Source organism: Nocardioides sp. IC4_145 (genome assembly GCF_011250565.1).
Taxonomy (GTDB): Bacteria; Actinomycetota; Actinomycetes; order Propionibacteriales; family Nocardioidaceae; genus Nocardioides.
Genome location: NZ_JAANMS010000034.1, coordinates 19931 through 39327 on the forward strand (window position 1 = coordinate 19931; position 19397 = coordinate 39327).

The following is a 19397-nucleotide window of genomic DNA, read 5'->3' on the forward strand; positions in this document are numbered from 1 at the left end:
CGACGCGGCCGCAGACGAGCACGGCGTCGCCCGGTCAGGTGCCGGCGTCGGCCCGCGACCTGCTCGCGAAGTACCGCTCCAGCTCGCGGAAGCGCTCCGGCTCCAGCGCGACCTCCGGGTCCGCCACGATGTCGCGCTCGATCCGCTCCCGCGCCGCGGCGTACAACGGCGGGCTCAGGGCGCGCGGCAGGTTCCGGACGTACCACCCGCGGAAGGTGACCGCGCCCCACCGCTGCAGGCTCCGCGCGACGAGCCCCGGACGGCCGCGGCGCACCCAGAAGCCGACCGCCCCGCCGAGCACGAACGCCAGCCCGAGGGCGAGCGCCATGACGAAGAGCGTCCCGACGATCTCGTCGCTGGAGAAGTTGTCGACCACGGCGAGCAGGCCGCCGTAGTAGACCGGGGTGAGCACCTCCACCTGGTCGACGTACGGACCCACCTGGCCCGCGACCGCAGCCAGGTCGGAGATCGCCGCCAGGTTCGGCTTCGCGCCCCACGCGTCGCTGACGTGGCCCCACGCGTCGCGAGGGTTCCAGGGGAGCGCGTCGCGGGCCTCCAGCACCTCGCTGTACGTCGTCTCGATGCCCTCGAGCGTCTCCGCGCTCCGGTCGATCGCGTCCTCGAGCTCCGCCCGCGGAGGCGTCTGCTCGTTGACGTGGTCGAGCGCGACCTGGATCTCCGCACGGTGGTCCACGACGTACTGCGTCGCGCGGTAGCGCTCCTCCAGGCTCGGGACCGCCGCCACCGCGTCCTGCGCCTTGCCGCCCACCGTCTCGGCATCGCTCAGCGCCACGGCCACCGCCGCGCCCGCGCCGTACGCCTTGATCCCCAGCTCCAGGATCGAGCCGAGCAGCAGCCGGCCGGTCTCGAGCCGGCGTCGCAGCGACGGATGTGCAGCGGCAGGGCTCACAGGGTCTCCCGAGGTCGTCGCGGCACGCCGCAGAGGTCTGTCGCCCTCCCCTGTTGCCCGCGGCGGCGATGTCAACTACCCGTCGGCACGGCCAGCCCGTCGCGTCCCGCCCTCCAGCCGGCGCGATGGCTCGTCGCCCGCTGCCTACGCTCTCTGCATGACCCAGGTCGTGCGGCTCATGAGCGACTACAACGCCGACTGGCCGTTGTGGCACCGGGGCGAGACGAGCCGCGAGGACTGGCCGCAGGTCTCGGACGCGCTGGCGAGGGAGCTCGAGCACTGGAACGCGTCGTGGCACCACGACCACCGGCACGGGTGGTCCGACGAGCAGGCTCGTCGGCGGTACGTCGACGCGGCCGGGCCACTCGCGGAGCGGGTCCGAGCCGAGCTGGGTCCGGACTGGGTCGTCGAGGTCGGTCCGCTCGGCTGAGCGCGGCGCGTACCTCCTCGTCAGGCCCAGGGTCGGCCGGTCGGTTCATCAAGGTATGCAGGGAAGTCGACACTCCCCACGGTGAACTCGACGTGGGAACTGCCGGTTCGGCTGCATACCTGGATGAACCGACACCCGGTCGACGGCCCCACCCGAAGGATCCCGGGCTCTACTGCAGGCCGGTCCAGGCGGAGACGTCGAGCCCCCAGTCGTCGGTGAGGCGCCGGGCCTGCGGGCGGTACATCACCTGCAGCGACTCCTTCAGCCCCGGCGTCCAGTCCCACTCGGCCTGGGAGGAGGAGCCGGAGGCGCGCTCGACCTCGGCGAGCGGGACGGGGTCGACGCCGATGAGCCGCCACACCTGGTCGACCGCGGCCTGCGGGTCGCGGCGCACCTCCTCGTAGACCATGACGTGCATCCGCTCGCGCCCGACCGCCGCCGCCCACGCGTCGAGCTGGTCGGCGTAGAAGCCGCTCCAGGTCTGCACCGTGATCGGCACCGGGTAGGGCCACGACTTCCCGCGGGTCGCGGCCAGGCGCATCGCGGAGCGGAACCGCTCCACCGGGTCGCGCAGCAGCACCAGGATCGGCGCGTCCGGCACGAGCCGGGCGGCCGTGGCGGGGGCCGAGGCGTGGCGCAGCGACTGCGGCGTCCACTCGCCACGGTGGACGCCGTCGGCGGGGAAGAGGTCGAGGTACGCCGACGCCTCGGCCCGGCCGTCGCCGACCTTGTGCAGCAGCTGCTGCTCCTTCTTGCCGTTCGTGCCGAGCCCGACGGCGGGGTGCTGCGTCAGCAGGTCGGTGAACCACGTCGTCCCGCTGCGCTGCGCGCCGATCCCCAACCACGCCGGTGAGCTCATGGGCAGCACCCTAACGACGGCGGTACGCCGTCGCGGACGGGCCGGGGGCGGCCGTCGGAAATGCGGTGGCGGCGCGGTCGGCGGTCGGCACTAGGGTCGCGCCATGAGCGAGCCGGGTCTCGATCCCACCTTCACCGCCCTCCCCCACCACGACCTCGGCGAGGTCGCGCTGAGCCGGGCGCGCGAGCTCGGTGCGAGCCACGCGGAGTTCCGCTTCGAGCGCGTGCGCTACCAGCACCTGGGCGTCCGCGACGGCGCGCTCCAGGGTGCGAGCGACGCCGAGGACCTCGGGTTCGCGGTCCGGGTCGTGCACCGCGGCGCGTGGGGGTTCGCGTCCGGGGTCGTGCTCACGCCCGAGGAGGCGGTCCGCGTCGCCGACACGGCCGTCCAGGTCGCGCAGGTCGCCGCCGCCATGACGACCACCCCGGTCGAGCTGGCGCCGGAGCCGACGTACGACGACGTCACCTGGGTCTCCTCCTACGAGATCGACCCGTTCACCGTGCCGGTCGCGGAGAAGGCCGCGCTGCTCATCGGCTGGACCGAGCGGCTGCGCGCCGGCGCGGCCGTGGACCACGCGAGCGCCAGCCTGCAGCAGGTCGACGAGCACAAGTACTACGCCGACCTCGCCGGCACCCGGACCACCCAGCGCCGGATCCGGCTGCAGCCGTCGTTCGAGGCGATGGGCACGGGCGCGGACACGTTCGACTCGATGGCGAGCATCGCGCCGCCGGTCGGGCGCGGTTACGAGTACCTCGTCGGCGGCTCCACCGGCCCGCTGTGGGACTGGGACGCCGAGCTCACCGAGCTGCCCGAGCTGCTCGCGGAGAAGCTCGCGGCGCCGAGCGTCGAGGCCGGCACCTACGACCTGGTCATCCACCCCTCCAACCTGTGGCTGACCATCCACGAGTCCATCGGCCACGCCACCGAGCTGGACCGGGCGCTCGGCTACGAGGCCAACTACGCCGGCACGAGCTTCGCCACCTACGACCAGCTCGGCACGCTGCGGTACGGCAGCCCGGTCATGAACGTCACCGGCGACCGCACCGTCGAGCACGGCCTCGCGACCACCGGGTACGACGACGAGGGCGTCGCCACCCAGCAGTGGGACATCGTGCGCGACGGCGTCCTCGTCGGCTACCAGCTCGACCGGCCGATGGCCGCGATGAAGCCGGAGCTCGCCGGGCCCGACCACCCGCAGGGCCGCTCGAACGGCTGCGCGTACGCCGACTCCCCCGGCCACATCCCCATCCAGCGGATGGCCAACGTCTCGCTCCAGCCGGCGCCGGACGGCCCGAGCACCGAGGAGCTGATCAGCCGGGTCGAGCGCGGCCTCTACGTCGTCGGCGACAAGTCGTGGTCGATCGACATGCAGCGCTACAACTTCCAGTTCACCGGCCAGCGCTTCCACGAGATCCGCGACGGCGAGGTCGTCGGCCAGGTGCGCGACGCGGCGTACCAGTCCACGACCACGGATTTCTGGGGCTCGATGGAGGCCGTCGGCGGCCCGCAGACGTGGGTGCTCGGCGGCGCGTTCAACTGCGGCAAGGCCCAGCCCGGGCAGGTCGCCGCCGTCAGCCACGGCTGCCCCACCGCGCTCTTCCGCGGCGTCCGCATCCTCAACACGACCGACGAGGCAGGCCACTGATGTCCGGCACCACGATCACGGGGGCCACCCCGCAGGACCTGGTCGAGCAGGCGCTCGCCGCGACCACCGCCGACGACTGCGTGGTCGTCGTCCGCGACCGCACCAGCGCGAACCTGCGCTGGGCCGGCAACACGCTCACCACCAACGGCGTCATGCGCGGCGTCGACGTCACGGTCGTCTCGTTCGTCCGCCGTGCCGCCGGGACCTGCTCCGGCTCGGTCTCCGGCAGCGCCACCGACCGGGCCCAGATGTCGGGGCTGGTCGCCGCGGCCGACGCCGCCGCCCGCGCCGCTTCCCCCGCGGAGGACGCCGCCGAGCTGGTCCGCGACCGCACCTCGCCGGACTGGGCGGACGAGCCGGTCCGCACCGGCATCGAGGTGTACGACGCGTTCGCGCCCGCCCTCGGCGAGGCGTTCGGCCGCGCCGGCGCGGCCGGCCGGGTTCTCTACGGCTTCGTCAACCACGAGCTGACCACCACCTACCTCGGCTCGACGACCGGCCTGCGCCTGCGCCACGTGCAGCCGACCGGCCACTACGGCTGCACCGGCAAGACCGCCGACCTCACCTCGAGCGCCTGGGTCGGCGGTGCCACCCGCGACTTCGCCGACGTCGACGCGCTTGTGATGGACGCCGAGCTCGAGCGCCGACTCGGGTGGGGCAGCCGCCGGGTCGACCTCCCCGCCGGCCGCTACGACACCGTCCTGCCCCCGAGCGCGGTGGCCGACCTGATGATCGACGCCTACTGGTACGCCGGCGCGCGAGTCGCCCACGAGGGCCAGTCGGTCTACAGCCGGCGGGGCGGTGGCACCCGCGTCGGCGAACGGATCGCCCGCGAGGGCGTCCACCTGCTCAGCGACCCGTCGTACCCGGGACTTGAGTGCTCGCCCTTCGTCGTCGCCTCCTCCTCGGGCAACGAGTCCTCGGTCTTCGACAACGGCCTGCCGCTCGAGCGCACCGACTGGGTCCGCGACGGCGAGCTGGCCGCGCTGCTGCAGACCCGCCACTCCGCCGCGATGACCGGCCTCCCGGTGACCCCGGCGGTCGACAACCTCGTGCTCGACGTCGACGGCGGGTCGGGCAGCGCCGAGGACCTGGTGGCGGGGGTCGAGCGCGGGCTGCTGCTCACCTGCCTGTGGTACATCCGCGAGGTCGACCCGCAGACGCTCCTGCTCACCGGCCTCACCCGCGACGGCGTCTACCTCGTCGAGGGCGGCGAGATCACCGGCGCGGTCAACAACTTCCGCTGGAACGAGTCCCCGGTCGACCTGCTTCGCCGCTTCACCGCCGCCGGCGAGACCGTGCCCAGCTTCAGCCGAGAGTGGGGCGACGACTACTTCAGCCGCACCGCCACCCCCGCCCTCCGCGTGCCGGACTTCAACATGTCGAGCGTCTCCCAGGCCATGTGAGGGAACCCGCCGGCCGACCCGCTCGTCGCACCCACATGCGCGTCCCGCACCCCGCTCGCCCGGCCTCGGCCACAGCCCTGGCGCTCGGCGCCGCCGCCTCGCTGCTCGCCGGGTGCGCCGGGCCGCGGTCCGACGAGGGCCCGGGGTCGAGCGGCGGCGAGGCAGAGGCGTCGTGCGCCGCGGCCCTCGAGCTCCACGGCCGCACCTACCTCGGGCACGGCGACCTCCGGCGGGATCCCGAGGTCACGGGCCGTCGGCTCGACGTGCTGCTGCCCGGCTGTGCCAACAGCGGTGGCCAGGACGACCCCGTGCCGGAACGGACCGCGGAGGCGGAGGAGCTCGCGGAGGTGCCGGCCGAGGTCGCCGTGCTGCTCCACGACGGCCTGTACGTGCGGGAGGGCGCAGACCTGCCGCGGGCCGCCCGGGCCTGGTTCACCGCACCCAGCTGCGAGCACGGAGGCGAGGTCGACCTCGCCGGCACGTGGCTCGGCGTGACGGGACCGCGCGAGCCGCGGTCCGACGGCGACATCCGGCCGCCGTACCGGATCGACGTCGAGGTGACCGCCGGCCCCGCGGCGTACGCCGGCGCGAGCGTGACCATCCGCGTCACCGGCGACACCGACCCGGTCCTCACCGCGGACGACGTGCGCGACACCCTGTGGGAGGGCGGCCAGGTCCGCGCCCGGGTGGGCTGCGACGGCGAGAAGTTCGTGGCGTCGTCGGTGCGCTCAGCCGGCTAGGCGCACCTCGAGGCGAGCGTGGAGCCGCCCGAGCAGGAACGCGTCACCGGTCGTCCGGGCGGTCCTCGCCAGTGCTCGGACCTCCTGCTGGGCCCGGCTCCGGAGGAGGGCGTCGTCGAGCGCGCCCGCGAGCTCGCCGGCCCGGCGCAGCGCCCGACGGGCGTCCTTCCCGACCACGGCCTCTGCCAGCGCCGCGACGTCCTCGAGGCGCTGCGCGGCCGCGAGGAGTCGAGCGGGGTCGAAGGCGTCTTCGTCGTTCCGCATCTGCGCCGTCATCCTCCGCTCCGCCTTCTCCAGCCGGCGGCGAAGCTGCTTCTTCGTCGCCGGGCCGGCGGGCGGTGGTTCCCGCACCAGGCCGTCGAGCGAGCGCAGCAGCGCCAGGTAGCGGTCCGTGCGCAGCTGCTCGAGCAGCCGCTCCACGCTCGCCCGCTCCCTGTCCTCGAAGCTGGAGCGGACCATCCGGCGCACCGGTGCGACGCCCTCGCGCTCCTCGTCGAGCTCCGCCAGCACGCGGTCGCGCACCGTGCCGACACCCGCGGCCTCGCCCACGCCGTCGGCGAACCAGGCCAGCTCGGCACGCAGCGGGTCGGTCATCGTGCGTCCCCAGGTCGGGCGCTGCACCCAGAGCGCCGACCGGAGCCGGCGCGCGACGACCGCGAGCTCGCCCGCGACGGGTTGGCCCAGCCGGAGCCGACCGTCCAGGCGCTTGAGCTCGTCGACCTGGTCGGCCACGACGCCCAGGAGCGGGTCCTCCGCCGCCGTCCGTCGGGGCCACCGGTCCCCGAGCGTCACGGCGATCTTGCGCGCGAGCGGGACCACCTCGGCACCACGCAGCACGAACAACTCGTCCGCCGCCGCCAGCAGGGCCTCGCCGCCCTCGACGAGCTCCAGCTCCCACTCGCGCCAGGAGACCGGGGCGCCGTCGACCGGAGTGCCGGTCACCTCGTCGTCGGCGAGCTCGGCGAGCACGGAACCGTCCTCGCCGAGCAGCTGTCGGACCGTCCGACGGGTCGTGACGACCGCGATCGGCGCCACGGCCTCGCCACGCGTCCAGGCGAGGACGAGGTCGCGCCACCGCGTCGGCACGGACTCGCCCCGACCGAGACGGTGGTGCAGCTCCTCCCGACCACCCGGTGCCGGCAGCTTGAGATGCCACCCCTCGTCCGGTCCGCCCCTCCGCGCACGCAGGGTGACCCCGCCGGCGGTCAGGTCCAGCCCCGCTGTGTCGTGGTACGTCGCGTGCAGCTCGTGCACGACCGGCTCGCCCACGCGCGCCACGCCGGGCAGCCCCGCCAGCCCGTCGGGACCGGTCAGGTCCGCGACGGCCAGCCCGGCCGGCGGCGCGTAGGTGTGCTCGACCTCGAGGTGCGTGCGCGGCATGGCGGTCCGGTACCCACGACCCGGTCCAGACCAGGCGATCGGCGTGCAACCGGGGTGGATGGGGCGGCGTATCCCCGGTGTCACCCACACACCCACAGGAAGCAGCACCACCATGCGCACCCCCCTCGCCCTCGCCGCCGTCGCCACCGCGATCGTCGGCCTCGGCTCCCCCGCCACCGCCCTCACCGCAGACACGCCGACCTCCGAGACCAGTCGCGAACGCGGCGTCGTCATCGAGTGCGGCGGCACCTACCGCAGCGACGACCTCTACGTCAGCGTCTACGAGAACAACCTCTACGCCAACGTCTTCCAGGTCGTCGTCGGCGACGACGGTCTCGGCAACCTCCGCGAGTCCGCCAAGGGCTTCGTCGAGAAGAAGCAGGTCCGCGCGACGCTGGAGCTCGACGGCCGGAAGGTCCTCGTCAGCGGCACGGCCAAGCCCTACGGCAAGAAGGTCGCCGTCCACGAGGAGCACGACGACGCCGGCCAGCACATCGTGGTCGACGGCGTCCACCGCCAGCTCCGCACCGACCTGACGATGCGGTGGAAGGGGCGGACGGTCGACCTGACCTGCGCCGACGCCTTCCGCTACGACCTGCGGGTCACCAAGACCGACACCACCGGCGACTGACCGCCACCCGACAGCACGGCACGCGCAGCGGCGTATCCGTCAGCGACCCGGATGTCCCCCAGGAGCGGGGGCATCCGGGTCGTACGGCGTCCGGGTGAGCACGAACGTCGCCACCTCCAGGTGGCTCACCGAGCCGTCCGGGCGTCGCACCACGTGCAGCTCCTCGCCGTGGTGGTAGCCCCGCGTCCCCACGATCCGGCCGTCGGCCACCGCGAACCGCCACTTCTCCGCACCACCCGGCCCGGTCGCCACGACCTCACCACCGGGCCCACCCGCGAGAGCCAGCACGAAGGGCGTGTTGCCCCAGTGCCAGACGCCGAGCACGCCGTCGAGCTCGGGCGGCACCGCCGTCGTCGGCACCCACGGTGGCGGCAGCGTCGGCTCGCCCGCCTCGAGCTCCTCCAGCAGCACCCGGGCGAGGTCGCTGGGCGAGAACCCGGTCGTCGCCGGCGCCACCACCACCGCGCCGGTGCGCCGCTCGCGGTCGACGAAGCACGACGCGAGGAAGCCCGGCATCGACCCGCCGTGGCCGAGCAGCGTCCCCGAGCCGCCCCGCAGCAGCTGGAACCCCAGCCCGTGCGCGGAGGCCAGCGCGTCGCCCGCCGAGCCGGACTGCGGGACCGACGCGGTCGTGAGCCACGACGCGTCGAGCACGTCGGCGTGCCCGTCGACCAGGAACGCGGCGTACGTCGCCAGGTCGGCCACCGTCGACCACAGCTGGCCCGCGGGCGCCATGGCGCGGGTGTCCGTGGCCGGCTCCGGCACCAGCTCGCGGGTGTACGGGTGGACACTCCACCCGGAGGCGGCCGGCCCGGTCGGCAGGTAGGACGTGCGGTCCATCCCCAGCGGCTCGAGCACGAAGGCGGAGACGCACTCCGCCCACGGCCGGTCGTGCACCCGCGCGACGAGCTCGCCGAGCAGCGCGTAGCCGAGGTTGGAGTAGTGGAACCGCGACCCGGGCGAGGTGACCGCCGGCGCCGAGGCGTGCGCGGCCGCGAGCGACGCGAAGGACACGCCGTCGGTCCGTTCCCACCAGTCGCCGGCCGGCTCCGCGGCGATCCCCGAGGCGTGGGCCAGCAGCGAGCGCACCGACCGGTCGCCGTACGGCACCTCGCCGAGCACGACCGAGACCGGTGCGTCGAGGTCGACCCGCCCGTCCCGCACGAGCTGCAGCACCAGCACCGCGGTCAGCGTCTTGGTGATCGACCCGATCCGGTGCTGCACGTCGGTCGCGTCGTGGTCGGGCACCGGCGGCGTGCCGTAGGTCCCCGACCAGACCAGCGCACCGTCGCGCACCACCCCGGCCGTCACCGACGGCAGCCGACCGCCGGCCTGCGCCTGCGCGAGGTGGACGAGGAGCCGGCGGCCGGTGCTGTCAGCGACGTTCATGGGGCCATCCTGGCGGGGCTACTCCGCGAACGCCTCGAGGGGCGGGCAGGAGCACTGCAGGTTGCGGTCGCCATAGGCCTGGTCGATGCGGGCGACCGGCGGCCAGTACTTGTCCGGGTCGATCCCCGTGGGGAAGACGCCGAGCTCGCGCGGGTAGGCGCGGTCCCACTCCCCGACGAGCGCGCGCGAGGTGTGCGGCGCGCCGCGCAGCGGCGAGTCCTCCGGGGCCCAGTCCCCCGCGGCGACCCGGTCGATCTCGCCCTTGATCGCGATCATCGCCTCGCAGAACCGGTCGATCTCGGCCAGGTCCTCGGACTCGGTCGGCTCCACCATGAGCGTGCCCGCGACCGGGAACGACATCGTCGGCGCGTGGAAGCCGTAGTCCACGAGCCGCTTGGCGACGTCGTCGACGCTGACGCCGGTCTCCTTGGTGATGCCGCGGACGTCGAGGATGCACTCGTGCGCGACGAGGTCGCCGTGCCCGCGGTAGAGCACCGGGAAGTGCTCACCGAGCCGCGCCGCGACGTAGTTCGCCGACAGCACCGCGCTCGCCGTCGCCCGGGTCAGGCCGGCGCCGCCCATCATCCGCACGTAGGCCCACGAGATCGGCAGGATGCCCGCCGAGCCGTACGGCGCCGCGCTGATCGGGCCGATGCCTTCGCGCTTGGTCTCGTCGGGGTGCATGCCGTGCGAGGGCAGGTACGGCGCCAGGTGCTCGCGCACCGCGACCGGGCCGACGCCGGGGCCACCGCCGCCGTGCGGGATGCAGAAGGTCTTGTGCAGGTTCAGGTGCGAGACGTCGCCACCGAACTCACCCGGCTTGGCGTGGCCGAGCAGCGCGTTCAGGTTGGCGCCGTCGACGTACACCTGGCCGCCGTGCGCGTGCACCACCTCGCACAGCTCGGTGATCGTGTCCTCGTAGGCGCCGTGCGTCGACGGGTAGGTCACCATGATCGCGGCCAGGTCGTCGGCGTGCTTCTCGCACTGCGCGCGCAGGTCGTCCATGTCGACGCCGCCGTCGGCCGCGGCCTTGACGACGACGACCCGCATGCCCGCCATCACCGCGGACGCGGCGTTGGTGCCGTGCGCCGAGGACGGGATGAGGCAGACGTCGCGGCCGGTGTCGCCGTTGGCGTGGTGGTAGCCGCGGATCGCCAGCAGGCCGGCGAGCTCGCCCTGGGAGCCGGCGTTGGGCTGGATCGAGACGCGGTCGTAGCCGGTCACCTCCGCCAGCCAGCCCTCGAGCTGGTCGACGAGCAGGTGGTAGCCGGCGGCGTCCTCGGCCGGCGCGAACGGGTGCAGGTCGGCGAAGCCCGGCAGCGACACCGGCTCCATCTCGGTGGTCGCGTTGAGCTTCATCGTGCACGACCCGAGCGGGATCATCCCGCGGTCGAGCGCGTAGTCCCGCGCGGAGAGCCTCCGCAGGTAGCGCAGCATCTGCGTCTCGCTGTGGTGGGCGGAGAACACCTCGTGGGTGAGGTACGCCGTGGTGCGGCGCAGCGCGTCGGGCAGGGCGTCGGCGGTGGACCGGTCGACGTCGTCGATGTCGACCCCGTCCACGCCGAAGGCCGCGAGCACCCGGTCGACCGTCGAGCGGGTCGTGCACTCCGACGTGCTGATGCCGACGGTGTCGGCGTCGACCAGCCGCAGGTGGATCCCGCGTTCGCGGGCGGCTGCGACGACCTCCGCGGCCCGGCCGGCGGTCGCGACCTGGATCGTGTCGAAGAACTCCGCGTGACGCGGCTCGTGCCCGGCCGCACCCAGCGCGGCGGCCAGCACGGCGGCGTACCGGTGGGTGCGGGTGGCGATCGCGCGCAGCCCCTCGGGGCCGTGGTGCACGGCGTACATCGAGGCCACGACGGCGAGCAGCACCTGCGCGGTGCAGATGTTGGAGGTCGCCTTGTCGCGGCGGATGTGCTGCTCGCGGGTCTGGAGGGCCAGGCGGTACGCCGGCCGCCCCTCGGCGTCGATCGACACCCCGACCAGGCGGCCGGGCAGGTGCCGCTCGAGGCCGGCGGCGACCGCCATGTAGCCGGCGTGCGGGCCGCCGTAGAACAGCGGCACGCCGAACCGCTGGGACGAGCCGACCACGACGTCCGCGCCCATCGAGCCGGGCGACTCCAGCAGGGTCAGCGCCAGCAGGTCCGCGGCGACGACGGCCAGGCCGCCACGCTCGTGGACCGCCTCGATGACCGGCCGGGGGTCGAGCACGCGCCCGGACGCACCCGGGTACTGCACCAGCACGCCGCAGGCCTCGCCCTCGGGCAGGCCGTCGGTCAGGTCGGCGACGACGACCTCGATGCCCATCGCCTCGGCCCGGGTGCGCACGACCTCGATGGTCTGCGGCAGCGCGTCCGCGTCGACCACGAACGGCCCGCTGCCCTTCTTGTTGCCGCGACGCACCAGCGTCATCGCCTCGGCCGCAGCCGTGCCCTCGTCGAGCAGCGACGCGTTCGCGGTCGGGAGTCCGGTCAGGTCGCCCACGACGGTCTGGAAGTTGATGAGCGCCTCGAGGCGGCCCTGCGAGATCTCCGGCTGGTACGGCGTGTACGCGGTGTACCAGCTCGGGTCCTCCAGGACGTTGCGGCGGACCACCGGCGGGGTGATCGTCGCCGAGTAGCCCAGCCCGATCATCGCCTCGAGCGGGTTGTTCATCGCCGCGATCGCGCGCAGCTCGCGCCCGGTGGCGTCCTCGGACTGCGCCGGCGGCAGGTCGAGCGCCGCCTCGGTGCGGATGCCGCCGGGGACGGCGGCCGCCATCAGTGCCTCGAGCGAGTCGAAGCCGAGCCGCTCGAGCATCGCGGCCTCGTCGGCCGGCCGGAGACCGATGTGGCGGTCGACGAACGGCAGCGCCTCGTCGAGCTCGGAGAGTGTGGGGCGGTCGGACATAGGGCGAGGGCTCCTCGGACGCGGGGTCGGGTTCCCTCCCCCTCTGTCACGCCGTCGCCGGTGCTCCAGAGTCGCCTGCTCCGCACGGTCCGGGCGCCTGAGAGGTTCCGGGGAGGAATTGCCCCTTCGGCGCTCCACTCCGGCTGGTCGTGCTGGGTCCTGCCTGCCGGGCGGAGACTCTCCCGTGCGGGATCGTCAGCGTCCCCGAGGCTAGCAGCAGCCCCCGGCAGTCCCCCGAAATGACGACGGCCCGCTGCCCCCGGTGAGGGGCGGCGGGCCGGCTCGTCGTACGTCGTGTGGCCGGCGTCAGCCGATCTTGCGCGCGGCGCGGCGCGCGGCGAGCTCGTCGCTCGCGGTCGGCGCGGCCTCGTCGGCGGTGCGCTCGCTCGGCAGCTCGGCGAGGGTGCCCTCGATCTCGCGCCAGACACCGCCGATCGCGATGCCGAAGACGCCCTGGCCGCCCTGGAGCAGATCGATGACCTCGTCGTTGCTGGTGCACTCGTAGACCGAGGCGCCGTCGCTCATCAGCGTCACGCGGGTCAGGTCGTCGGTGCCGCGCTCGCGCAGGTGCTGGACCGCGGTGCGGATCTGCTGCAGCGAGATGCCGGCGTCGAGCAGGCGCTTGATGACCTTGAGCAGCAGGATGTCGCGGAAGGAGTAGAGCCGCTGCGAACCGGAGCCGCTGGCGCCGCGCACAGTGGGCTCGACCAGGCCGGTGCGGGCCCAGTAGTCCAGCTGGCGGTAGGTGATGCCGGCGGCGTTGCACGCGGTGGGGCCGCGGTAGCCGGTGTCACTGGGCAGGGGCGAGACGTCGTCGGTGAAGAGAAGACCCTGCTCCTCGGCCACCTCGGCCGCGACCGCGGCCTCGGGGTGCTCGCCCTGCTGCTCCTGCTCGTTCACACGGTCCTCCGTGGGTCTACTCCGTTGTGCGTAACTACCGGGGAAGGTGCCGTGATCGCGGAGCGCAACCACAACGGTGGAGTTACAACAGAGACAGTTCAAGGTAGGCCCCACCAACGGAGCCGTCAAAGATCCTGGCGGCGTGTCGGAACCCTCAACCTGAGGTTGAGGGTCAGCGTCTCAGCGGGACTCGAAGTCCTCGGGCGTGACCTGGTCGAGGAACTCGCGGAACTTCTCGACCTCGTCCTCCTGCTCGGCAGGCACGGCGAGCCCGGCCTCGTCGAGGACCTCCTCGGCGCACACGATGCGCGTGCCGGTGCGCAGCGCGAGCGCGATCGAGTCGGAGGGACGAGCGCTGACCTCGGCACCGGTGCCGAAGACCAGCGTCGCGAAGAAGACGCCGTCCTTGACGTCGGTGATCCGGACCTCGGTGAGCTCGTTGCCGGTCGCCTCGAGGACGTCCTTCATCAAGTCGTGCGTCAGGGGGCGCGGCGGGACCACGCCCTGCTGGGCGAACGCGATCGCGGTGGCCTCGACCGCACCGATCCAGATCGGGAGGTACCGCTCCCCCGTCACCTCGCGCAGCAGCACGATCGGCTGGTTCGACGGCATCTCCACCCGGACACCCATGACATCGACTTCGCGCACACCTTCACCCTACTCCCGCCCGGTGAGCCCGGACGGTCGCGCCGGGACGGACCGCGGTGTGCGTCGACGGCAGCGTCGCCCGGCGGTCAGGAGGAGCGGAGGCCGGCCTTGACCAAGGTGGCGTGGAGGCGGACGGAGAGGGCGGCGATCTCGGAGACGGCCTCCTCGGCGCGGGCCCGGGCGGCGGCGTCGCGACCGCGCTTGTGCGGGGCGACGACCTGCTCGACCAGGCCGACCTCGCGGTCGGCGGCGGTCTTGAACGCTCGGAGATGGCGCGGCTCGAAGCCGAAGTCGGCCAGCTCTCGAGCGGTCTGCGCGATCACCAGGGCGTCGGTGTCGTAGTGGCCGGTGCCGGGCTTGGCGCTGATCAGGCCGTACTGCTCGAGCTGGTCGAGCAGCTCCTCGGAGATCTCGGCGACCTTGACCAGCTCGCGGCGCGAGAGCCGCATGCCGTCGTGGCGTCGGAACGACTCCGGGCTGGGCAGGCCGTCGGCGGAGAGCGCGACCTTCGGCACGGTGGGCACGACCGGCTCGATCGCCGGCGGCTCGAGGCCGCGGTCGATGGCGTCGAGGTGCTCGCCGATGACCTTGAGCGGCAGGTAGTGGTCCCGCTGCATGCGCAGGACGTACCGCAACCGGTCGACGTCGTCCGGCGAGAACTTCCGGTAGCCGGCCGGCGTCCGCTCGGGCTTGATCAGCCCCTTGTCCTCGAGGAAGCGGATCTTGGGGATGGTGACGCCTGGGAAGTCCGGTCGGAGGTGGTCGAGGACCTCCCCGATGTTCATCCGGGCGCGCGGCGCCCCGGCGGCGCCTGCGGCGGCCGAGCCGATCGAGCTCATGTGCGGGCGGCTCAGCCGGCCTGGTGCCCGGCGAAGAACACCAGGCGGTACTTGCCGATCTGCACCTCGTCGCCGTCCTTGAGCTGCACCTTGTCGATGCGGTCGCGGTTGACGTACGTGCCGTTCAACGAGCCCACGTCGCTGACCGTGAACGTGTCGCCGTCGCGGTCGAACTGCGCGTGGCGACGGGAGACCGTCACGTCGTCGAGGAAGATCTCGCTCTCGGGGTGCCGCCCCGCGGTCACCACGTCGGCGTCGAGGAGGAACCGGCTGCCCGACCCGGGGCCGCGCTGCACCACCAGCAGCGCGTGGCCGGCCGGCAGGGCGTCGACCGCGGCGGCGTCGACGGGGTTGAGCTGCCGGTCGGAGGTCTCGGTCTTCTCGCCGAGCCCGATCTGGATCGTGGCGGTCGAGTCACCCTGGCCCACCGGCGGCGTCGCCGGAGCCGTGGTCTCGTCCGCGGTCACCAGCTTGGTGCCGCACTGCGAGCAGAAGCGGGCGTCGTCGGGGTTCTGCCTGCCACACGCGGTGCAGAACGGCATCGGGCATCCTCCGGGGTCCGGCATTCGGGCGGTGCGAGTAGTGGTGCAACCCTCACCTCGGGGCTGAGGTTGACGGTTGTCCGAACCTATCAGCCGGGGACGGTCGATCAAGCCGTACCGGAAAGGCCGCGGTCGGCGGGAGCGGGCCGGTGGCGGGGTCGGCATCCCAAGTGAACTTGGGATGCCGACGCTTCTCGGCCATCGCAACGGCCGACAAGCGGTGAGAAGGGCCGAGAAGTGGGGCGCGGGACGCCGACTCAGGGGTCTTGCGGGGCTCTTGAGGAAACGTCGGGGATGAGCCGGGGGGTGCCTTGATCTGGGCTCGGCAGAGTTCAGGTCATCAAGCAACAACGGCGTCGGAGAGACCGGCGGCCCCCTCCCGAAAGGCTCCCCCCGATGACGAACACCACCGCCGCCCGCAAGAACCGCAAGAACCGCAAGACCGCCGCCAAGCTGGTCGCCTCGGTCGCCCTCGTCGCCGGCGCCGCCTCCGTCGCGGGCCTCGGCACGTTCGGTGCGTTCACCTCCACCACCTCGGCCTCCGAGTCCGTCGCGGCCGGCACCATCGTCCTGGGCCAGGGCACCTCCACCCAGGGCCCCGCGATCGCCGCCACCGGCCTGGTCCCCGGCGACACCGTCGAGCGCGACATCGTCCTGACCCGCGGCGCCAACGACGAGAAGTTCGGCACCGTCTCCCTCACCACCACCGCGACCGCGACCAACCTGCTCTCCACCGACACCACCAACGGCCTGCAGATCAGCATCGACCAGTGCGCCACCGCCTGGACCAAGGCCGACCCCACCAAGACCAACGGCAAGCTCCAGTGCGCCGGCCCCACCACCCAGGTCCTCGCCCCCCGCCCGGTCATCGGCGCCAACCTCGCCCTCGAGAAGGCCACCACCACGCTCAACGACGCCAAGGTCTCCAACCTCCGCGTCACCCTGAAGTTCCCCGAGGCCGCCGACAACAAGTTCCAGGGCCTCGCCAACACCGTCAACCTCACCTTCGACGCCACCCAGCGCACCGCCGAGAACCGCTGACCCAGCGAGGACCGGAGAAGAACGCCGGCGCACAGCACGAGACCCCGGTCGCCGAACGGCGACCGGGGTCTCGTGCGTGTGCGTGGATCAGGAGTCGAGCGAGGCCTCGTACGCCGCGGCGTCCATGAGGGCGTCGACGTCGCCGCTGTCGGCGGGCACGACCTCGAAGAGCCAGCCCCCGCCGTACGGATCGCTGTTCACCAGCTCGGGCGTCGCGTCGAGGGAGTCGTTGCGCGCGACGACCTCGCCGGTGACCGGGGCGTAGACGTCGCTGACCGACTTCGTGGACTCCAGCTCACCGCAGGTGGAACCGGCCTCGATGGTCGCGCCGACCTCGGGCAGGGAGACGTAGACGATGTCGCCGAGCGCGTCCTGGGCGTAGTGCGTGATGCCCACGCGCACGGAGCCCTCGGTCTCGCCGGGGGTGCGCAGCCACTCGTGCTCGCTGGTGTACTTCAGGTCCTCGGGGTACAACGCGGTCTCCAGTCGGTGGCTCGGTGGACAGGTGGGTGGACAGGTCGGTGGCTCGACCCTACTGGCCGGCCGGGTCGAGGTCGGGCGAGGCGTACTCGGGCTGCCGCGGCTCGCGCACGCTCTCGATGTCGAGCGAGGACAGCTCCTGGATGTCGACCTCGGCGTTGGCCTCCTGCAGCTCCGACACCACGCCGCGGGCGATGGAGATCGCGCCGCTGAGCGTGTCGGGTGCGCCGATGGCGTCGAGGACGTACGGCGGGCCGAGCAGCTCGCCGTCCACGACGAGGCCGCCCTCGGCCTCGGCGAACGACGACTGCGCCACCAACCGCACCTTGCCGTTGAGCTGCATCGCCTCCGCGTTCGAGGTGCGCAGCTCCTGGATCAGGTCGATGAAGTCCTGGACCCCGACGGCCGTGTCGGTCTCGGTGATGGTGACCCGGATGCCGGGGCCGGTCACGGGCACCGTGCCAGCGAGGATCGCCAGGGTGTCGGCCTGGGTCTGCGCCTCCTCCAGCGCCGTGCCGACGCGCCGGGTGTCGGTGCGCAGGTCCTCGCGGGCCTCCTCGAGGCGCTCGATCTCCGACTCGGCCCGCTGAGTGGTGCCGGCGAGGCCGTTGAGGACGTCGATGAGGTCCTGCTCGCGCAGGCCGGCGTAGGTGGTGTCGACCTCGGTCGACCGCACCTGGACGATGCCCGCGAACCCGACGAGCGCGAGCAGCACGCCGACGACGACCTGGCTGCGCGAGGGCTTGAGCACCGCGTGCAGCAGCCGGGTCCGTCCACTCGACGGCGTCGGGTCAGGCATGGAACAGGTGGCGGCGGATGGCCGCGACGTTGGAGAAGATCCGGATGCCGAGGACGACGATGACGCCGGTCGAGAGCTGGCCGCCCACGCCGAGCTTGTCGCCCAGGTAGACGATCGCGGCGGCGATGACGACGTTGGAGACGAACGAGACGACGAAGACCTTGTCGTCGAAGATCCCGTCGAGGTAGGCCCGCAGGCCGCCGAAGACCGCGTCGAGCGCGGCGACCACGGCGATCGGCAGGTAGGGCTCGAGGCCGAGCGGCACGTCGGGCTGGAAGACCAGTCCCAGCACGATGCCGACCAGCAGGCCGAGCGCGGCGATCACGGCGTCTCCTCCGGGGGTCCCTTGTCGTCGTCCCCGAGCGGCCGCACGGAGCGCAGCTCGCGCAGCCGGGCGGCCGGCAGCTCGAGGTTGTCGTCGTTGTCCATGTCGAAGGCTATGCCGTAGTCGTCCCTCAGCTGCAGCATCCAGCTCCCCTCGGTGGAGTCGAGGAAGCGGGACTGGAGCGTACGGGTGTCACCGATCGCCTCCACGCGGTACGGCGGGGACAGGTTGACTTTGTTCACCCGCACCACCAGGCCGGAGCTCCGGATGGCCGACAGCGCGGTGAGCCGCTGGCCGTTGACCGCGATCGCCTCGGCGCCGACCCGCCACAGCCCGTTGACGGCGATCCGCAGGTCGAGGTCCTTGACCTCGCTGTCGATGATCTCCGGCGGCCCGTCGTCGAGGGTGATGACGACGCCGGGGCCGCGCACGGCGACGTACCCCGTCCGCGTCTGCACCCGTCGCAGCCGCGTCACCTCCGCCTCGTGGCTCGCGCGGGCGCGGGTGAGGCTGTCCTCGAGCTCGGCGTTCTCCTCGCGCAGGTCGACGATCCGGTCCTGGAGGCCGGCCACCCGCTCCCGCTCGTCGGTGACGCGGCGGACCAGGGTGGCACGGCTGGCGGCGTCGACGTCCTCGTTGCGCGAGGTCTGCACGAAGGCCGTCGTGGCCAGCACGCCGAAGACGACCGCGACGACCGCGGCGACCCGGTGCCGCGCGTGTGCCGGCCGAGCGGCCTGCTCGCTCGCGTCCGGGGCGGCTGTCCGGGCCGCGAGCGCCCGGCGCTCGGCCGCGTGGAGGTAGTCCTCGTCGAGCGACTGCTGGGTGATGAGCGTCAGCAACGGGAGCCGCACCCGCTCCGGCGTCAGCCGGTCCGGCTCGGGCGTCCCCTCGCGCTCGTCAGGCATCGAGCGCCGTCCGGCGCCGCGGCTCGGTGGTGGCGAGCAGCGTCCGCACCTGCCAGGCGTAGAGCAGCCCGGCCCACCAGTAGAGGCCGATCCCCCACAGCGCGAAGGCCCAGCCGAGGACCTGCGCCAGCGCGGCGAGCGTGCCGTCGCCGTCGCCGAGGAAGAGCAGCGGGAACGCGTAGAGCAGGTTGAACGTCGCGGCCTTGCCGAGGAAGTGGACCGGCAGCGCGGTGTAGCCGCGGGTGCGCAGGAACGGCACGAGCACCCACAGCAGCAGGTCACGCAGCGGCAGCGAGATCGCCAGCCACCACGGGATGACGTCGCGCATCGCGAGGCCGACGACCGCGGCGAGGATGTAGAGCCGGTCCGCGATCGGGTCGAGCGCCTGGCCCAGGACGGTCACCTGGTCCCACTTGCGCGCGAGGTAGCCGTCGAGCCAGTCGGTGACCCCGGAGACCATGAGCACGACCAGCGCCCACACGTCGGCCTCGGGGCCGAGGACCAGCCACAGGAAGAGCGGGACCCCGGCCAGCCGGAGCATGCTCAGCACGTTCGGCAGCGTCCACACGCGGTTCGTGCGGGGACGGTCGGCTGCCACGCGCCACACCCTAACCGCCGCGGGAGCGGCCCCGAAGCAGC

The 19397-nt window shown here is 73.2% G+C and carries 20 protein-coding genes and 1 riboswitch; of the genes, 6 read left to right on the plus strand and 14 right to left on the minus strand.

Annotation, left to right across the window (positions count from 1 at the left end):
* Positions 1-34 precede the first annotated feature (34 nt).
* The gene (locus tag G6553_RS14420; RefSeq protein ID WP_166194295.1) at positions 35-910 is read right to left on the minus strand and encodes a hypothetical protein; all 876 of its coding nucleotides are present in this window, start codon (positions 908-910) and stop codon (positions 35-37) included.
* Between the two features lie 157 nt (positions 911-1067).
* Between G6553_RS14420 and G6553_RS14425 the strand changes: the two genes are divergently transcribed.
* Positions 1068-1340 carry a hypothetical protein gene (locus tag G6553_RS14425; RefSeq protein ID WP_166194298.1) on the plus strand — a complete coding sequence of 91 codons (273 nt, stop codon included), beginning with the start codon at positions 1068-1070 and terminating at the stop codon, positions 1338-1340.
* A gap of 169 nt (positions 1341-1509) precedes the next feature.
* Here G6553_RS14425 and G6553_RS14430 read toward each other — a convergent pair whose 3' ends face one another.
* Positions 1510-2199, minus strand: a complete 690-nt coding sequence (locus G6553_RS14430; protein ID WP_166194301.1) for a sulfotransferase — start codon at positions 2197-2199, stop codon at positions 1510-1512.
* Between the two features lie 103 nt (positions 2200-2302).
* Here G6553_RS14430 and G6553_RS14435 point away from each other — a divergent pair, with 103 nt between their 5' ends.
* The 3 genes from G6553_RS14435 to G6553_RS14445 are packed head-to-tail and all read left to right on the plus strand — an operon-like array spanning position 2303 to position 5990.
* On the plus strand, positions 2303-3844 hold the full coding sequence (locus G6553_RS14435) for a TldD/PmbA family protein (RefSeq protein WP_166194304.1): 1542 nt from the start codon (positions 2303-2305) through the stop codon (positions 3842-3844).
* The gene (locus G6553_RS14440) at positions 3844-5250 is read left to right on the plus strand and encodes a metallopeptidase TldD-related protein (protein ID WP_166194307.1); all 1407 of its coding nucleotides are present in this window, start codon (positions 3844-3846) and stop codon (positions 5248-5250) included. The genes G6553_RS14435 and G6553_RS14440 overlap by 1 nt, the downstream gene beginning before the upstream one ends.
* A 35-nt stretch (positions 5251-5285) precedes the next feature.
* Positions 5286-5990, plus strand: a complete 705-nt coding sequence (locus G6553_RS14445; RefSeq protein WP_166194310.1) for a hypothetical protein — start codon at positions 5286-5288, stop codon at positions 5988-5990.
* Here G6553_RS14445 and G6553_RS14450 read toward each other — a convergent pair.
* Entirely contained in the window at positions 5979-7370 is a 1392-nt protein-coding gene (locus G6553_RS14450; RefSeq protein WP_166194313.1) for a CYTH and CHAD domain-containing protein, read from the minus strand. The genes G6553_RS14445 and G6553_RS14450 overlap by 12 nt on opposite strands.
* A 112-nt stretch (positions 7371-7482) precedes the next feature.
* Between G6553_RS14450 and G6553_RS14455 the strand changes: the two genes are divergently transcribed.
* Positions 7483-8001, plus strand: a complete 519-nt coding sequence (locus G6553_RS14455; RefSeq protein WP_166194315.1) for a hypothetical protein — start codon at positions 7483-7485, stop codon at positions 7999-8001.
* A 39-nt stretch (positions 8002-8040) separates the two neighbouring features.
* Here G6553_RS14455 and G6553_RS14460 read toward each other — a convergent pair whose 3' ends face one another.
* The 6 genes from G6553_RS14460 to G6553_RS14485 all read right to left on the minus strand — a co-directional run bounded on the left by G6553_RS14460 (position 8041) and on the right by G6553_RS14485 (position 15208).
* A complete protein-coding gene (locus G6553_RS14460) occupies positions 8041-9390 on the minus strand; it encodes a serine hydrolase domain-containing protein (RefSeq protein WP_166194317.1) in 1350 nt (449 codons plus the stop codon).
* A gap of 18 nt (positions 9391-9408) precedes the next feature.
* The gene (gcvP, locus tag G6553_RS14465; RefSeq protein WP_166194319.1) at positions 9409-12279 is read right to left on the minus strand and encodes an aminomethyl-transferring glycine dehydrogenase; all 2871 of its coding nucleotides are present in this window, start codon (positions 12277-12279) and stop codon (positions 9409-9411) included.
* 75 nt (positions 12280-12354) lie between these two features.
* A riboswitch (glycine riboswitch) is annotated at positions 12355-12474 on the minus strand.
* A gap of 111 nt (positions 12475-12585) precedes the next feature.
* Positions 12586-13179, minus strand: a complete 594-nt coding sequence (locus tag G6553_RS14470; RefSeq protein ID WP_166194321.1) for a MerR family transcriptional regulator — start codon at positions 13177-13179, stop codon at positions 12586-12588.
* Between the two features lie 180 nt (positions 13180-13359).
* Entirely contained in the window at positions 13360-13827 is a 468-nt protein-coding gene (locus G6553_RS14475; RefSeq protein ID WP_166194323.1) for a bifunctional nuclease family protein, read from the minus strand.
* 86 nt (positions 13828-13913) lie between these two features.
* On the minus strand, positions 13914-14666 hold the full coding sequence (locus G6553_RS14480) for a MerR family transcriptional regulator (RefSeq protein ID WP_166194325.1): 753 nt from the start codon (positions 14664-14666) through the stop codon (positions 13914-13916).
* An 11-nt stretch (positions 14667-14677) separates the two neighbouring features.
* Entirely contained in the window at positions 14678-15208 is a 531-nt protein-coding gene (locus G6553_RS14485; RefSeq protein ID WP_166194327.1) for an FHA domain-containing protein, read from the minus strand.
* A 396-nt stretch (positions 15209-15604) separates the two neighbouring features.
* Between G6553_RS14485 and G6553_RS14490 the strand changes: the two genes are divergently transcribed.
* On the plus strand, positions 15605-16249 hold the full coding sequence (locus tag G6553_RS14490; protein ID WP_166194329.1) for a TasA family protein: 645 nt from the start codon (positions 15605-15607) through the stop codon (positions 16247-16249).
* Positions 16250-16336: 87 nt separating this feature from the next.
* Here G6553_RS14490 and gcvH read toward each other — a convergent pair whose 3' ends face one another.
* Genes gcvH through G6553_RS14515 form a run of 5 tightly spaced genes read right to left on the minus strand, consistent with a single transcriptional unit; the run spans position 16337 to position 19356 of the window.
* On the minus strand, positions 16337-16723 hold the full coding sequence (gene gcvH / locus G6553_RS14495) for a glycine cleavage system protein GcvH (RefSeq protein WP_166194331.1): 387 nt from the start codon (positions 16721-16723) through the stop codon (positions 16337-16339).
* 58 nt (positions 16724-16781) lie between these two features.
* Positions 16782-17528, minus strand: a complete 747-nt coding sequence (locus G6553_RS14500; RefSeq protein ID WP_166194333.1) for a DUF881 domain-containing protein — start codon at positions 17526-17528, stop codon at positions 16782-16784.
* Entirely contained in the window at positions 17521-17853 is a 333-nt protein-coding gene (locus G6553_RS14505; protein ID WP_166194335.1) for a DUF1290 domain-containing protein, read from the minus strand. The genes G6553_RS14500 and G6553_RS14505 overlap by 8 nt, the downstream gene beginning before the upstream one ends.
* On the minus strand, positions 17850-18758 hold the full coding sequence (locus G6553_RS14510) for a DUF881 domain-containing protein (RefSeq protein ID WP_166194337.1): 909 nt from the start codon (positions 18756-18758) through the stop codon (positions 17850-17852). Before G6553_RS14510 ends, G6553_RS14505 begins: the two co-directional genes overlap by 4 nt.
* On the minus strand, positions 18751-19356 hold the full coding sequence (locus G6553_RS14515; protein WP_347565722.1) for a CDP-alcohol phosphatidyltransferase family protein: 606 nt from the start codon (positions 19354-19356) through the stop codon (positions 18751-18753). The genes G6553_RS14510 and G6553_RS14515 overlap by 8 nt, the downstream gene beginning before the upstream one ends.
* Between the last annotated feature and the right edge of the window lie 41 nt (positions 19357-19397).